This window comes from Hyphomonas sp. (genome assembly GCF_046313975.1).
GTDB lineage: Bacteria > Pseudomonadota > Alphaproteobacteria > Caulobacterales > Hyphomonadaceae > Hyphomonas.
In genome coordinates this window covers 14861-28960 of record NZ_JBKBXB010000040.1, presented here as the reverse complement: position 1 = coordinate 28960, position 14100 = coordinate 14861, and the positions used below count along the sequence as shown (strand labels likewise).

The following is a 14100-nucleotide window of genomic DNA, read 5'->3' as shown; positions in this document are numbered from 1 at the left end:
CGAAGTTGGGATCGCTGCGGAGTTGGCGCATGGAGATCATGGGCGGGAGCATAACCCCGTGCGCGGGGGTGTAGCGTTCGGGTTCCGCTCTTTCTGCTTCGGGCTTTGATCCGTATGGGGATTTTGACGCGTTTAGCTGGATCTGGTGTTGCATAAGCCCTCACCTCCCATTGCGGCGCAATGGGCCTGCTCAGGGCGATTGCAGGGCAATCGCTTTTCCTTCGCAGCCTCTCCCGCGTGCGGGAGAGGAGTTTCAGGGGCAGCGGTTCCAGTTTTTTATTGTTTCTTGCCGGTTTCCAGGAGGGCGCGGGTGACGCGGAGGGTGCGGCTGGCAATGCGGACTTCAATGTAGAAGGAGATGAGGGCGACGACCAGCAGACTCATCGAGATGACGAACAGGATCGAGACGGCGGGGGCGACCGGAATGGCGATCAGCTGGCCGGTGAAGAGGAGGATGATGACGATACAGATCAGCAGCGCGGCGAGGGTCGAGAGCGCGATGGCAAGGTTGGTGTGGACCATGCGCCGGTCGAGGACGGCAAGCTCGGCGAGGTGCAGGCGGCTGGTGGGCTCGTCCTGGCGGGCAAGCTCGCCTTCCAGCGAGCGCCAGCGGTCGACGACGCGGGCAAGGCGGTTGGCCATGACGTTCAGGAGCGCGCCGATGCCGGCGAGGGTGAAGACCGGCGCGATGGCGAGCTGGATGATATGGGCGATGTCGGAGGGGAGGGGGTCGGGCATGGGCTCGGGTCCGGGCGAATCTGACCCCCAGTCTAGCCGTTCCCGGCAAGGATGCACCCCGCCCCCTTTCCTTGGGGGCCCTTTTGGGTCATAAGCCCGTTTTTGGGGCGGAGGTCTGTCTCTTGACCCTGCTGGACGACATCCCGGCTGTGGCCACTTGATCAGGGCCGTTCCCAAAAAATCCCGCCAATTCAGGCGACTAGTGAACCCGGCGCCCGCGGGCGCTTTAACCAGAAGGCTATCCGATGTCGATTACCGCAGAACGTAAACAAGAGCTCATCAAGAAGTTCGCCACCAAACCGGGCGACACGGGCTCGCCGGAAGTGCAGGTCGCGATCCTGACCGAACGCATCAACAACCTGACCGACCACTTCAAGGACAACAAGAAAGACAACCATTCCCGCCGGGGCCTGCTGACCATGGTCGCCACCCGCCGGAAGCTGCTTGACTATGTCAAGGGCAAGGATGAGGCGCGCTATGCGAAGCTCATCACGGAACTCGGCATCCGCCGCTAGGTTCCGGAAACAAGCCCGCCGGGCAATAGGGCCGCGGCGGGCTTTTCGTATGTGAAAGAAAGACAGACATGTTCAATAAACACTCCGTGTCGCTGGAATGGGCCGGCCGCACGCTGAAGATCGAGACGGGCCAGGTGGCACGTCAAGCCGATGGCGCCGTGATGGTGCAGTATGGCGATACCATTGTCCTGGCGACCGCCGTGTTCGCCAAGGAAGCCAAGCCGGGGCAGGACTTCTTCCCGCTGACCGTGAATTACCAGGAAAAATACTTCGCCTCCGGCCGCATCCCCGGCGGATATTTCAAGCGCGAAGGCCGACCCACCGAAAAAGAGACGCTGACCTCGCGCCTGATCGACCGTCCGATCCGCCCGCTGTTCGTCAATGGCTTCAAGAATGAAGTCCAGGTGGTTGTGACGACCCTCTCTTATGACCTCGAGAACGATCCGGATATCGTCGGCATGATCGGCGCCTCTGCGGCGCTGGTGCTCTCCGGCGCACCCTTCATGGGCCCGATCGGCGCGGCCCGCGTCGGCTACAAGGATGGCCAGTATATCATCAACCCGACCGTGGCCGAAGTTGAGGAGTCCGATCTGGACCTCGTGCTCGCCGGCACGGCAGACGCGGTGATGATGGTGGAATCGGAAGCCTATGAGCTGTCCGAGGAAATCATGCTCGGCGCCGTGGTTGCCGGTCACGAAGCGATGCAGCCGGTGATCAATGCGATCATCGACCTCGCCGAGAAAGCCGCGAAAGAGCCGTTCGACTTTACGCCGGTGGATCATTCCGCCGAGCTGAAGGCGATCGAGAAACTCGTCGGCGCCGACCTGTCGAAAGCCTACAAGATCACCGCCAAGGGCGAGCGCTATGCCGCTGTCGGCGCGGCCCGCGACAAGGCGAAAGCCGCCCTCGTCGGCACCGAGGAAGCGCCGGGCGTGATGACGGCCGAAGTGTTCAAGGCCGTGTTCAAGGAAGCCGAAGCCTCTGTGGTGCGCGGCGACATCCTGAAGACCAGCGAGCGGATCGATGGCCGCAAGCTTGACCAGATCCGTCCGATCGTGGCCGAGGCAGGTTTCCTGCCGCGCACGCACGGTTCGGCCCTGTTCACGCGCGGTGAGACGCAGGCGATCTGCGTCGCGACGCTCGGAACGTCCGATGACGAACAATATATCGACGGTCTCGACGGCACGAAGAAGGAGAAGTTCCTCCTTCACTACAACTTCCCGCCCTACTCGGTCGGTGAGACGGGCCGCATGGGCGGCGCCGGCCGGCGCGAGATCGGCCACGGCAAGCTCGCCTGGCGCGCGCTGCAGGCTGTCCTGCCGAAGCATGAGGACTTTCCGTACACGATCCGTCTGGTCTCCGAGATCACCGAGTCGAACGGCTCGTCCTCTATGGCAACGGTTTGCGGCTGCTCGCTCGCAATGATGGATGCCGGTGTGCCGCTGGCACGCCCGGTCTCCGGCATCGCGATGGGCCTGATTCTGGAAGGCAAGGACTTTGCGGTCCTCTCTGACATTCTCGGCGACGAGGATCATCTCGGCGACATGGACTTCAAGGTGGCGGGCACCGAGAAGGGCATCACCTCGCTGCAGATGGACATCAAGGTGGCCGGGATCACCAAGGACATCATGGGCAAGGCGCTCGAGCAGGCGAAGGGTGGGCGTATGCACATCCTCGGCGAGATGTCGAAAGCCCTGTCAGCCTCGCGCGGCAAGCTGGCGGATACCGCCCCGCAGATGGAAATCATGAAGGTCCCGGTCGACAAGATCCGTGACGTGATCGGTTCCGGCGGCAAGGTTATCCGCGGCATCGTCGACGAGACGGGCGCCAAGGTGAACATCGAGGATGACGGCACGGTGCAGATCTCTGCGCTCGACCGCAAGTCGATCGATGCCGCGATCAAAATGATCAAGGGCATCACGGCGGAAGCCGAGATCGGCGAGATCTACGAAGGCAAGGTCGTGTCGATGAAGGACTTCGGCATCTTCGTGAACTTCTTCGGTCCCAAGGACGGCCTCGTCCACGTCTCGCAGATGGCCAACAAGCGCATCGGCCATCCGAAAGAGATGGTGAAGGAAGGCGACAAGGTGTGGGTGAAGCTGATGGGCTTCGATGAGCGCGGCAAGGTCCGCCTCTCCATGAAGGTCGTCGACCAGGAGACCGGCAAGGAAATCGAAGGCGCGGACGCCGGCGAGTAATCGCCCCGCGCTTTTGAAATAGGGAAGGGCCGCTCCTTGTGGGGCGGCCCTTTTTCATGGAAAGGCTGTCATGCGGGAAAAGGGCGTTTGAAATGTCGAAGAAGAAATCCTTCCTGATTGCGATGTCGGGCGGCTCGGGGTCGGGCAAGTCGACGCTGGCGGTGGCGCTCCTGGAGCGGCTGGGGCCGGGCAAGGCTGTGATGTTCGGCGAGGACGCCTATTACCATCCGATGCGCTATTACGGCACGCCGAAGACGGATGAGGAGCGCCATGCCCTTGTCGCCGGCATCAACTATGACGATCCGAAGTCGAAGGAAGTGGACCTGCTGGTGCAGGACCTGCGCGCGCTGAAGGCGGGCGAGACGATCGAGCAGCCGATCTATGACTATGAGCGCCATGACCGCTCGAAGAAGACGCGGCGCATCGAGTCGGCGCCGGTGCTGATCCTTGAGGGCATCCATGCGCTGTCGATGCCGAAGATCCGCAACTTCATCGACCTGTCGGTCTATGTCGACACGCCGGATGACCTGCGCCTCGCGCGCCGTATCCGGCGCGATGTGATCGAACGCGGGCGGACGGTGGACTCGGTGCTGCTGCAATACATGTCGACCGTGCGGGCGGCGCATTACCGCTTCACCTATCCGGCGATGTTCGAGGCCGACCTCGTGATCGCGGATGAAGGCGTGCCGGCCTATGGCGACGTGAAGCCGTCGCAGGAGGCGATCGAGCGGATGATGGCGCCGGTGATGGCGCGGCTGCAGACGGCGGGCGTGATCTGAGCCTCCAGCTGTGTTAGACTCGGCGTGCATGCGCGCGTTGATTCTGCTCCTCTGCAGTGTTCTGGCAGCCTTTCCGGCGCTTGCCTGCGATCTGTCGCTGAAGGCGCGGCCGGGGCAGGTGGCGGGCTATGTCGAAACGGCGCGGGCTTGTCTTGCGGCGCCACCGGTGGGCTTTGCCTTCGACAGCGATCTTGAGGCCGACTTCCTGAAACTCGTCAACGCCGAACGCGCCGCCTACGGATTAAACCCGGTGGCGGCTCGGGCTGACCTCGCCGCGCCAGCACGCTTTCACAGTCTCGACATGGCAGTGAACGGTTTCTTCGGGCATGCCGGGCCGGACGGGCGCGTGCCGGATGCGCGGATCGCCTCGCTCGACCGGCGGGTGTTCGCGGATTTCTCTGCGGAGAATGTGGCGACGCTGTCCCGCGAGGGCGGCACGCTGGGGGCGAAGTTTGCGCTGAAACGGTTGCACGAGAACCTGATGAACAGTCCGGGTCATCGCGAGAATATTCTGCATCCCAAGGCAACTCATGCTGCCTTTGGCGTGGTGCGCACGAAGAACGGGGTGTGGGTAACGCAGTTGTTCCTGCGCGTATCGGGCACGCTGGCGGAGGATGCGCCGCTGCACCTGCCGGAGCACCCGCGCCTGGCCGCGCCGGGCGGGCTGAAGGAGTGGAGGTTCGTGCGCTACGACCTGATCTCCGTTTCGGGAGAGCCGTTTGCGACGCCGCATTTGTCTTCGGCCGCAGACAATGCGCGCCTGTCGGTCTACGCGACCCAGCCGGGCGAGCGCGTGAACGAGTTTTACTTCATCCGCTTTCTCGGCCCGGTGTTCACGGTTCAGCGCTGATCCGGTCTGGCGGCGACGCGTTGAGATAAGCCATCCGTGTAAGGAGCTTCGAGACGGCGAAGTCCATATAGCAGGCGTGCGAGATGTAGCGCGGCGGCTGGCCGGGCTGTTTCACTTCGGCGGTGTACCAGGCAGAGTTGGGCGGGCAGAGCCAGTCTTCGCGGCCATGCTCGTCTTTCTTCAGAAGTGGCACGGCGTAGGGCAGCCGGTGCGGGCCATTGAGGAAGCAGGGATCGGCGAGGGCGGCGTCCAGTTCGGCCGCCTCTCCGGGCGCGAGCGCGGAGGTGAGAAAAGGCGGCGGCTTCGGCGGTGGCGGCGGATAGGTCCAGAGCGGCTGGCCATCTTCGCCGAGCGGTGCGGGCGGAGGAGGCGGGGGCGGCGGCGGGGCGTGCGTGTCGATATTGTTTGTGGCGATCTGCCAGACGCCGGCATCATCTTTCCAGAGCGTGACGCGCGTATCGAGGCCCCACATGCCGGTGGGCGGCACGCGCACGCGGATGCGTGTCTCCGCCTCTCCCGCGCCGGGCGGTAGTGGGGTGAGGACGACCAGTTCCGCAATCCGTGCGATGCGCGCTTCGTCATCCACGGCGATCTTTGCCGCGAGTTTTTCAAGATCAAAGATTTCGGCACCGGCGCACGGCTTGCTGGCCGGTTCCACCCGTTGCGGCAGCGGTATCTTCGTTGGCGGCGCCGCGCACCCGGGCAACACCAGGGCGAGGCCGAGAAGCGGCGTGATGAAACGGTGCATGAAAATTCTCCCCGCCGGATGACAGACGCAAGCGTCCGGCAATTCCGGCGGGGAGGCAAGAGCTCTCAGCAATTGTCCGGCTGGGCGCGGACGAGCTGCAGGCCGCGGCGCGTGATGCGGTACGGCTTGCCGCCCTGCGAGGCGATGGTGCGCCTGCGCTTCAGCTTACGGAAGAGATCCATGTCGAGGCGGGCGAGGCGCCAGCCGTCGCGGGTGTAGCAGTGAACTTCCGAAGGCTTGCGTTGGTCGTCGCGGATGAGGTCGATCCAGCCGCCCTGAGCGAGCAGGTGGAGGATGCGCTGTTCGGCGCGGGAGATGTCCATTGGTGTAGATCCGGAGAGGCGCCGCAGGGGCGCGCAGGAACGTTGCCGGCGCACGGGGGCGCCAGCGCTGTCGCTCTTGCCGGCCTGCCTTGCGCCGGGATCGGCGCGGGAACGGCAGGCCCTCTAGCGGGACTCAGACAGATTGAGAGACATAAGCGCTCCGGAGAAGAGACCATTCTGCGCTTCGGTTTAACAGCGTCAATCGAAAAGCTAGACTCCAGGTCGCCATTCCGAATGCCAAGGCATTGGATTGACACAGATCGCCGAAGCAATCGAGTCGACGAGGTCGCTGGATCCGCCGATCATCCCTGTATACTCATACATGTAGAATCGAGAGGCGTGAGCTTCCGAGAGCAAATCGATCTGGTCTTCAAACAACACGGGAAGCGTTACGAATCTCCCGATTCCTCTGTCTACGGAGTTCGTAATCAAGCTCTTGAGGTTGTGACCGTAAGGTGGCTTACTTAGCTCCTCAATTGCGACCCCAGCGACTAGTAGATAACTTTTGAGTGATAGCTCAACCGCGTGAAGCGCAAGAATCAACCTTGGAAGGCCAAGTTCGAGTGTTTGCGCCGCATTCCAGAACAACGTGCTACCGGTCCAGAACCGAGCGCATGGCTCCGTAGTTCTCCGAACTTCCAGAGATTGGCTAAGCTTTTTCGGCACTTATTCCTCCCCGCCGCCATCCGGGACGCCGACGGCGTGGAAGCCGGCGTCGACGTGGATGACTTCACCGGCGATGGAGCGGCCGAGCGGGGAGAGGAGGTAAAGCGCGCAGCCCGCGACGCCTTCCATGCTGGTGTCTTCCTTCAGCAGCGACCATTGGCGCCCCGTTCCCATCAGGCTCTTGCCGCCGCGGATGCCGGCGAGGGAGAGGGTGCGCATCGCGCCGGCCGAGATGGCGTTGACGCGGATGCCCTGCGGGCCGAGATCGCGCGCGGCATAGCGGGTGGCCGCTTCGAGCGCGGCCTTGGCAACGCCCATGACATTGTAGGACGGCACCGTGCGCTCGGCGCCGAGATAGGTCATGCAGATGATCGATCCACCATCCGGCATGATCTCTGAAGCACGGCGCGAACAGTCGATAAAGCTGTACACGGAGATATCCATCGCGCGGCGGAAGCCTTCGCGCGAGGTGTTGGCGACCATCGAGCCCATCAGCTCGTCCTTGCCGGCAAAGGCGATGGAGTGGACGAGGAAGTCGATCTTGCCCCACTTCGCCTTGATGGCGGCAAAGGCCGCGTCCATCGAGGCGTCGTCGGTGACGTCGGCGGGGATCATCGTGTCCATGCCGATGGATTCGACCAGCGGGCGCACGCGGCGCTCCAGCGTTTCGCCCTGATAGGTGAAGGCAATCTCGGCGCCCTGCGCGGCGAGCTGGCTGGCGATGCCCCAGGCGATCGAGTTCTGGTTGGCAACGCCCATGACGACGCCGCGCTTACCTTTCATCAGGTCGCCCTTGGGCATGTTCCAGTCATCGGCCATCGGGGCCTCCCTTGGTGAATATGGTTTCTGCGCTGGGCTAGGCGGAGGGCGGCGGCGCGTCAAGCTGGGGCAGGGCAGGGCGGCATGCATCCTGCAGTGAGGCCGGCAACCGCCAGCCTCGCAGGAGCCGACCATGCGCACCGCCATTGCCCTTCTCGTGATCCTTGCCGTGCTGATCGAGCCGGTCTGGGCCGCCGCCCTCTGACTTCCGGCGCTGCGCCGTCAGGCGAGCGCGCTGCACTGCAAAACACCGCTGGGGAGAAGTCCCGCGCCGTCTGAGGCCGGGCGCGTTAAGCCTGATCTGTCCCGGACTTGTTCCGGACCCGGCCGGAAGTACTGCGCTGGCCAGGTCCTGTGCACGTTCGGGGTTCCGCCGGCGCGGGGGCCCCAACCCCTGCTGGCCGGGCGTGCCTGCCGGACGGCCCCCTGATCTCCGGGGCAAGCCGGCAGAGCGGTTCCCAACGGAGCCCGCGCGCCCGCTTCAGTCTCCCGTCCCCGGAGGCGCTGGCGGACGCTTCAGCCCTGATCCGCGAGGTTCTTGAGGCCGACTTTCATGTCGAGGGCGGTGTAGACATGCTCGCCGTCGACATAGACGCGGCCGTCGGCGATGCCGAGGTTGAGCTTGCCGCGGCGCACGCGTTTGATGTCGATCTCATAGCGCACGAGCTTCTTGTCGGGGGTGATCTCGCCGGTGAACTTCACTTCGCCGACACCGAGGGCGCGTCCCTTGCCGGGCGAGCCCGACCAGCCGAGCCAATAGCCGACGGCCTGCCACATGGCGTCAAGGCCGAGGCAGCCGGGCATCACGGGATCGCCGGGGAAATGGCATTTGAAGAACCAGAGGTCCGGGTGGATATCGAGTTCGCCGACAACATGGCCCTTGCCGAACGGGCCGCCATCGACCGAGATTTCGGTGATCCGGTCCATCATCAGCATCGGGGGTTCGGGCAGCTGGGCGTTGCCGGGGCCGAAATAGCCACCCTTGCCGGATTCGAGCAGGTCTTCCTTCGAGTAGGAAGATTTCGGGGTATGGAAATCGTGCGGGCCGGACATCGGGTTTCTGATCCTGTGGTTTCGGCGGATTCTGGCGCTTCCAGCCGCTGGCGGGGCAAGAGTCAACCTTTTGTGGCGGTGGCGCCCCACAGAAGCGCGCGTGGTGCCCAGCCGCGATACCGGTCGGCGGTGATCTGGCACTGGGTTGCATCGCATTCGCCCAGCTCCACGAGCCGGTCCTTGCCGATCAGGGCAACGTCCGCGCTGTCGGCGGCGCGCCCGGCTTTCAGGGTGAAGGCTTCGCGGGCGATCGCCGTGCGCCGCTCGCTGAGCTGGGAGGCGGCGATCCAGACATGGTCGCCGTCCTGGTCCTGCACATAGCGCCAGGTGTCGCTTTCCTTGAGGATCAGGACCGGCGCGCCGCGCAGGTTGTATTCGAAGCGGACATCATAGTTCTGGCCAGGGCCCTTACGGCCGCGCACCTTGCCGAATTTCAGCGACTCGAAGCGCGGGACAGGCTTGTCCGAGAAACGGCTGATCTGGACGGCGGGCAGGTCGTCTGCCCCTGCTGGCGGCAGGGCGGGCATGGACAGGAGGAGGGCGAACAGGAGGATTGCCCGTTTCATGTGCAGCTCTTCGGTCAGACAGGAGGTCTGGCAATACCCGTTCGGGATGAATCCCGCGTAAAACAACGAGTCATTGGCGGAGCGGGCAGGCTCTGGTAAGCGGCAAGGAACAAGAAACGTAATTCCACGGGAGTCCCATGCCGGCCGCAAAGCTGAAAGTTGTCGTCACCCGCAAGCTGCCGACCGCCGTCGAGCTGCGGATGAAAGAACTGTTCGATGCAAGGCTGAACGAAGCGGACACGCCGATGACCGCCGAACAGCTGGCCGAGGCCATGCAGACAGCGGATGTGCTGGTGCCGACGGTGACGGACCGGATCGACGGGCGGCTGATGGCACGCGCCGGCCAGCAACTGCGCCTGATCGCGCAGTTCGGCGCCGGCGTTGACAACATTGACGTGGCCAGCGCCGTACAGCGCGGCATCACGGTGACCAACACGCCGGGCGTGCTGACCGATGACACAGCCGATGTCGCCATGGCGCTGATCCTCGCCGTGCCGCGCCGACTGCATGAAGGCGTGCAGATCATGGAGCGCGGGCAGTTCGATGGCTGGACGCCGACCTGGATGATGGGGCGGCGCCTGTCCGGCAAGCGGCTCGGCATCATCGGCATGGGCAGGATCGGGCAGGCCGTGGCGCGCCGCGCCAAGGCGTTCGGCATGCAGATCCACTATCACAACCGCAAGCCGGTCGGCCCGCGCATCGAGGAAGGGCTCGAGGCGACCTATTGGGATTCGCTCGACCAGATGCTGGCGCGGATGGATATCGTCTCGGTCAACTGCCCGCACACGCCGGCAACTTTCCACCTGATCAATGCGCGCCGTCTCGCGCTGATGAAGCCGGAAGCCTACATCATCAACACCGCGCGCGGCGAAGTGATCGACGAGGCCGCACTTGCCCGCGCAATCCGGGGCGGAAAGCTCGCCGGGGCAGGGCTGGATGTGTTCGAGCGCGAACCGGCGGTGAACCCGGACCTGCTCGGCCTGCCAAACGTGCTGCTGCTGCCGCACATGGGCTCGGCCACCATCGAGGGGCGTACCGAGATGGGCGAGAAGGTGATCATCAACATCAAGACCTTCGCTGACGGCCATCGCCCGCCAGACCGCGTGATCCCGGCGATCCTCTGAAGATCAGGCTCAGTTCGTGTCCGGAAGATCGCCGAGGCCGGTGTCTTCGACGCCATAGACGCGGCGGCTGAGGAAGGCACGCAGGTCACCGGCCGATTCCTCGGCAATCTCTTCCTGAGGCAGATGCCCGATCCCGGGATAGAGCTTCAGTTCGGCGCCCGGAATCGCGGCGGCGAATTTCTCGCCATGTGATGCCGGGATGAGATTGTCGAGTTCACCGTGCATCACGAGCGTCGGCACAGTCAGGGTGGCGAGCTGTTCGGCGCTGGCGATGCGCCGCTCACCCTGGCCGGAGGTCAGCTGCAGCATCGCCTCGCGGTGGCAGGGTGCGCGCGAGAGGCTGGCATAGCGCTCGACCATCTCATCGGTGACGAAAGCGGGATTGCCGAAACTGTCTTCGAGGCCGCTGCGGATCAGGGGTGTCATGTCGAGATCGCGCAGCACGCGGCGCGCGGTGCCGACTTCGAGCAGGCGGAAGATCAGCGGGCGCGATTCGCTTGCCTCGTCTTCGCGCGGCCAGCCGGCGGCGTCGACGAGGACGAGGCCATCGAGGCGTTCCGGATGGGCGAGGGCATAGGCCCAGGCGGCGCCGCCGCCCATCGAGTTGCCGGCGAGGGTGAAGCGGCTGACCTTCAGCGTGTCGGCGACGCGGTTGATCGTGTCGATGAATTGCTGCGTGCCGATCTGCGAATTGTCGATGCAGCGCGACAGGCCATGGCCGGGAAGGTCGAGCGTGATGACGCGGTAATTGCGCTTCAGGTTGTTGACCCAGGGCTCCCAGGTGTGGAGCGACGCGGAGAAGCCGTGCACGAGGATGATGGTGCGGGCGTCGCGCGGGCCGGTATCGCGGAAATGGATGCGCATGTCGTCGCCGAAGGCGAGGTAGCGGCTGTCGCTGTTCGCATAGATCGCTTCGAGATGTTCATAGGGGATGTCATCGCGCCGGAGCGTCAGCCAGCCTGCGCCGAGAATGACTCCGAGTGTGACGAGGACGGCAAGGAGACGTCGGAACATGGCGATACGCAGCTTTCCCGGTCTGGCAACGAATCGTCAGAGATAACGCCCTCCGGGGCGGTGGTGTCAAACCCTCAGATCAGGCTTTGCAGACCGGGCACTGTTGATCCTGCTTCAGGTTGAGCGTGCGCGCTGCGCCGCTGAGCCCGTCGATGAGCAGGAGGCGGCCGATCAGGGGCGTGCCGGCGCCGGTGATCAGTTTCAGGGTTTCGAGCGCCATGGCGCTGCCGGTGAGGCCGGTGACGGGGCCGGCGACGCCGACTTCTTCGCAGGCCTCGGCGGCGGGCGGCGCTTCCGGCACCCAGCATTGGTAGCAGGGCGCGCCGGGCTGTACGCCGGAGGCGAAGACGCTGACCTGTCCGGTCCAGCCGCTGGCGGCGCCGGACACGAGGGGCCGGTGGCTCGCGTGGGCGAGGTGGTTCAGGGCGAAGCGGGTTTCGAAATTGTCGCTGGCATCGATGAGGATCGCGCCGGTTGGAGTCTCGCCAGGAGCGAAGCGGCAGGAAATGGCGGTGATCGCAAGATCCGGGTCAGTCTCGCGCAGGCGCGCGGCGAGGCGTTCGGATTTGCTCTGGCCGACATTGGCTTCCGTGAACTGGACCTGGCGTTGCAGGTTGGAGCGTTCGACCGTGTCATCATCCCATATTTCGATCTGACCGACACCGGCGGCGGCGAGATACATCGCACAGGGGCCGCCGAGGGCGCCGGCGCCGATGATGGAGACCGAAGCGGCGCGGAGCTTCTGCACGCCGGGGCCGCCGATTTCCTTGAGCAGGATGTGGCGGCGATGGCGGTCGAGTTGCTGCGGCGTAAGGCTCATCTGCCAGCTCGCAGCGCGGTGGAGGAGAGCATGTTGCCGGGCGCGCGCAAGTAGACCCAGGCGGGTGGAGTGCGGCCGGGCAGGGTGTGGGCATCGCGCTCGGGCACGCGGGCGTCTGCAAAGCGTCGCACGAAGGGAAGGGTCTGCGTGAGCCTTGTGCCGGGGCGCGAGACGACGGCGATGGGCACACGGGCGCCAATATCTTCCCAGTCTTTCCAGAGGTGGAATCCCGCGGCGCTGTCAGCGCCCATCAGCCAGACGAAGTGCGCATCCGGTTCGGCCGCCTGCAGGGCGACGAGCGTGTCGACCGTGTAGGTGAGGTCCAGCTGGCGCTCGATATCGGTGACGGCCATGCCTGGGGATGTTGCCATCTCGCGGGCGGAAGCGAGGCGGGTGTTGAAATCTCCGTGTGCGGACTTCAGCGGATTGCCGCGCGCGACAATCCACCAGACGCCGTCCAGCGCGAGGCGCCGTATGGCGGTTTCGGCGACGTGCAGGTGGCCGCCATGCGCGGGATTGAAACTGCCGCCGAGAAGGCCGATGCGGCGGCCGGCAGCGGGGCCGGGCAAGACGGCGCGCATCAGGGGCGGACCTGGCCTGTGCCGCGCACGAGGTACTTGTAGGTGGTCAACTGGTCGGCGCCGACAGGGCCGCGCGCATGGATGCGGCCGGTGGCGATGCCGATCTCGCCGCCGAAGCCGAACTCTCCGCCATCGGCGAACTGGGTGGAGGCGTTATGCAGAACGATGGCGCTGTCGACACGGGCGAGGAAGGTGGCGGCAGCGTCCGCGTCTTCCGTAATGATCGCATCCGTGTGGCCGGACGACCAGCGCGTGATATGGGCGAGGGCGCCTTCGAGGCCATCGACGACAGCGATGGCGAGGATCGGGGCGAGGTATTCCGTTGCCCAGTCTTCCTCCGTAGCCGGAACAATCCCGGGAAGGATGGAAAGGGCGCGCGCATCGCCGCGCAATTCGCAGCCACCTTCGATGAGCTTCGCGGCGATCTGAGGAAGGAGCGTGGGCGCCACCTCTGCATCGATCAGCAGCGTCTCGGTGGAGCCGCAGACGCCGGTGCGGCGGAGCTTGGCATTGTAGGTGATGTCGATGGCTTTCGCCGGATCGGCGGCGGCGTGGACATAGGTGTGGCAGAGGCCTTCGAGATGGCCGATGACGGGCACGCGCGCTTCGGCCTGCACGCGCTCGACCAGGCTACGCCCGCCGCGCGGAACGATGACATCCAGCGTGCCGCCGAGGCCGGAGAGAAGGTGGCCGACCGCGTCGCGGTTGGTGGTGGCGACGAGCTGGATTGCATCTTCCGGCAGGCCTTCGGCTTTCAGTGCGGTGCGCATCGCGCCGGCAAGCGCGCGCGAGGAGCGGATGCTTTCCGAGCCGCCGCGCAGGATGGCGGCATTGCCGGAGCGCAGGCAAAGTGCACCGGCATCTGCAGTCACATTCGGACGGCTCTCATAGATGATGCCGATGACGCCGAGCGGAACCGCGACGCGGGCAATGTCGAGCCCGTTGGGGCGGGTCCAGCGGGCAAGTTCGCGGCCGACGGGATCGGGAAGCTCTGCGATGGCATCGACTCCGCTGGCCACGCCTTCGAGGCGTTTGTCGTCCAGCGCCAGACGGTCGAGTATCGAGGGGGCGAGGCCCTTGGCGGTGGCGGCAGCCATATCCTCGGCATTGGCGGCGAGGATATCCGCCGCGCGGGCGCGGATCATGCCGGCGATGGCTTTCAGGCCGCGCGTTCGGTCTGCTGCCGAGACGAGGCCGAGCGCGCGCGAGGCGGCGCGGGCGCGTTCGCCCATCGCATGCATCTCTTCGGCGAGCGCCGCATCGGGAGGTGTCGAGGCAAGGGTCATGACAGCGCGGGTGTGCCGGA

The 14100-nt window shown here is 65.0% G+C and carries 15 protein-coding genes; 5 read left to right on the top strand and 10 right to left on the bottom strand.

The window, feature by feature from the left end; all coding sequences use genetic code 11:
• Positions 1-276 precede the first annotated feature (276 nt).
• A complete protein-coding gene (locus ACK4TE_RS13050) occupies positions 277-738 on the bottom strand; it encodes a DUF2721 domain-containing protein (RefSeq protein WP_409911966.1) in 462 nt (153 codons plus the stop codon).
• A gap of 245 nt (positions 739-983) precedes the next feature.
• On the opposite strand from ACK4TE_RS13050, the gene rpsO reads away from it, so the two are divergent.
• The 4 genes from rpsO to ACK4TE_RS13030 all read left to right on the top strand — a co-directional run bounded on the left by rpsO (position 984) and on the right by ACK4TE_RS13030 (position 5080).
• A complete protein-coding gene (rpsO, locus tag ACK4TE_RS13045) occupies positions 984-1253 on the top strand; it encodes a 30S ribosomal protein S15 (protein WP_409911965.1) in 270 nt (89 codons plus the stop codon).
• A 68-nt stretch (positions 1254-1321) separates the two neighbouring features.
• On the top strand, positions 1322-3451 hold the full coding sequence (gene pnp / locus ACK4TE_RS13040; protein ID WP_409911964.1) for a polyribonucleotide nucleotidyltransferase: 2130 nt from the start codon (positions 1322-1324) through the stop codon (positions 3449-3451).
• A gap of 92 nt (positions 3452-3543) precedes the next feature.
• A complete protein-coding gene (udk, locus tag ACK4TE_RS13035) occupies positions 3544-4230 on the top strand; it encodes a uridine kinase (protein WP_409911963.1) in 687 nt (228 codons plus the stop codon).
• 28 nt (positions 4231-4258) lie between these two features.
• Positions 4259-5080, top strand: a complete 822-nt coding sequence (locus ACK4TE_RS13030; RefSeq protein WP_409911962.1) for a CAP domain-containing protein — start codon at positions 4259-4261, stop codon at positions 5078-5080.
• Here ACK4TE_RS13030 and ACK4TE_RS13025 read toward each other — a convergent pair.
• From ACK4TE_RS13025 to ACK4TE_RS13005, 5 genes are all read right to left on the bottom strand, one after another.
• A complete protein-coding gene (locus ACK4TE_RS13025; protein ID WP_409911961.1) occupies positions 5064-5828 on the bottom strand; it encodes a hypothetical protein in 765 nt (254 codons plus the stop codon). The two genes, ACK4TE_RS13030 and ACK4TE_RS13025, sit on opposite strands and share 17 nt — an antisense overlap.
• 65 nt (positions 5829-5893) lie before the next feature.
• Positions 5894-6151, bottom strand: coding sequence for a YjhX family toxin (locus ACK4TE_RS13020; protein ID WP_409911960.1), 258 nt, complete (start codon positions 6149-6151; stop codon positions 5894-5896).
• A gap of 666 nt (positions 6152-6817) precedes the next feature.
• Complete coding sequence (locus ACK4TE_RS13015; RefSeq protein ID WP_409911959.1) at positions 6818-7636, bottom strand: enoyl-ACP reductase; 819 nt, start codon at positions 7634-7636, stop codon at positions 6818-6820.
• A gap of 516 nt (positions 7637-8152) precedes the next feature.
• Positions 8153-8689: a bifunctional 3-hydroxydecanoyl-ACP dehydratase/trans-2-decenoyl-ACP isomerase gene (gene fabA / locus ACK4TE_RS13010; protein WP_409911958.1), complete on the bottom strand. Its 537-nt coding sequence runs from the start codon at positions 8687-8689 to the stop codon at positions 8153-8155.
• 62 nt (positions 8690-8751) lie between these two features.
• Positions 8752-9255 carry an SH3 domain-containing protein gene (locus ACK4TE_RS13005; RefSeq protein ID WP_409911957.1) on the bottom strand — a complete coding sequence of 168 codons (504 nt, stop codon included), beginning with the start codon at positions 9253-9255 and terminating at the stop codon, positions 8752-8754.
• A gap of 137 nt (positions 9256-9392) precedes the next feature.
• On the opposite strand from ACK4TE_RS13005, the gene ACK4TE_RS13000 reads away from it, so the two are divergent.
• Entirely contained in the window at positions 9393-10379 is a 987-nt protein-coding gene (locus tag ACK4TE_RS13000; protein ID WP_409911956.1) for a 2-hydroxyacid dehydrogenase, read from the top strand.
• A gap of 9 nt (positions 10380-10388) precedes the next feature.
• Here ACK4TE_RS13000 and ACK4TE_RS12995 read toward each other — a convergent pair whose 3' ends face one another.
• From ACK4TE_RS12995 to ACK4TE_RS12980, 4 genes are all read right to left on the bottom strand, one after another.
• Positions 10389-11393 carry an alpha/beta fold hydrolase gene (locus ACK4TE_RS12995; protein ID WP_409911955.1) on the bottom strand — a complete coding sequence of 335 codons (1005 nt, stop codon included), beginning with the start codon at positions 11391-11393 and terminating at the stop codon, positions 10389-10391.
• A gap of 79 nt (positions 11394-11472) precedes the next feature.
• Positions 11473-12213 (bottom strand): HesA/MoeB/ThiF family protein, encoded by a 741-nt coding sequence (locus tag ACK4TE_RS12990; protein ID WP_409911954.1) that lies wholly within the window; start codon positions 12211-12213, stop codon positions 11473-11475.
• Positions 12210-12794 (bottom strand): nicotinate-nucleotide adenylyltransferase, encoded by a 585-nt coding sequence (locus tag ACK4TE_RS12985; protein ID WP_409911953.1) that lies wholly within the window; start codon positions 12792-12794, stop codon positions 12210-12212. The genes ACK4TE_RS12990 and ACK4TE_RS12985 overlap by 4 nt, the downstream gene beginning before the upstream one ends.
• Positions 12794-14080, bottom strand: a complete 1287-nt coding sequence (locus ACK4TE_RS12980) for a glutamate-5-semialdehyde dehydrogenase (protein WP_409911952.1) — start codon at positions 14078-14080, stop codon at positions 12794-12796. The genes ACK4TE_RS12985 and ACK4TE_RS12980 overlap by 1 nt, the downstream gene beginning before the upstream one ends.
• Between the last annotated feature and the right edge of the window lie 20 nt (positions 14081-14100).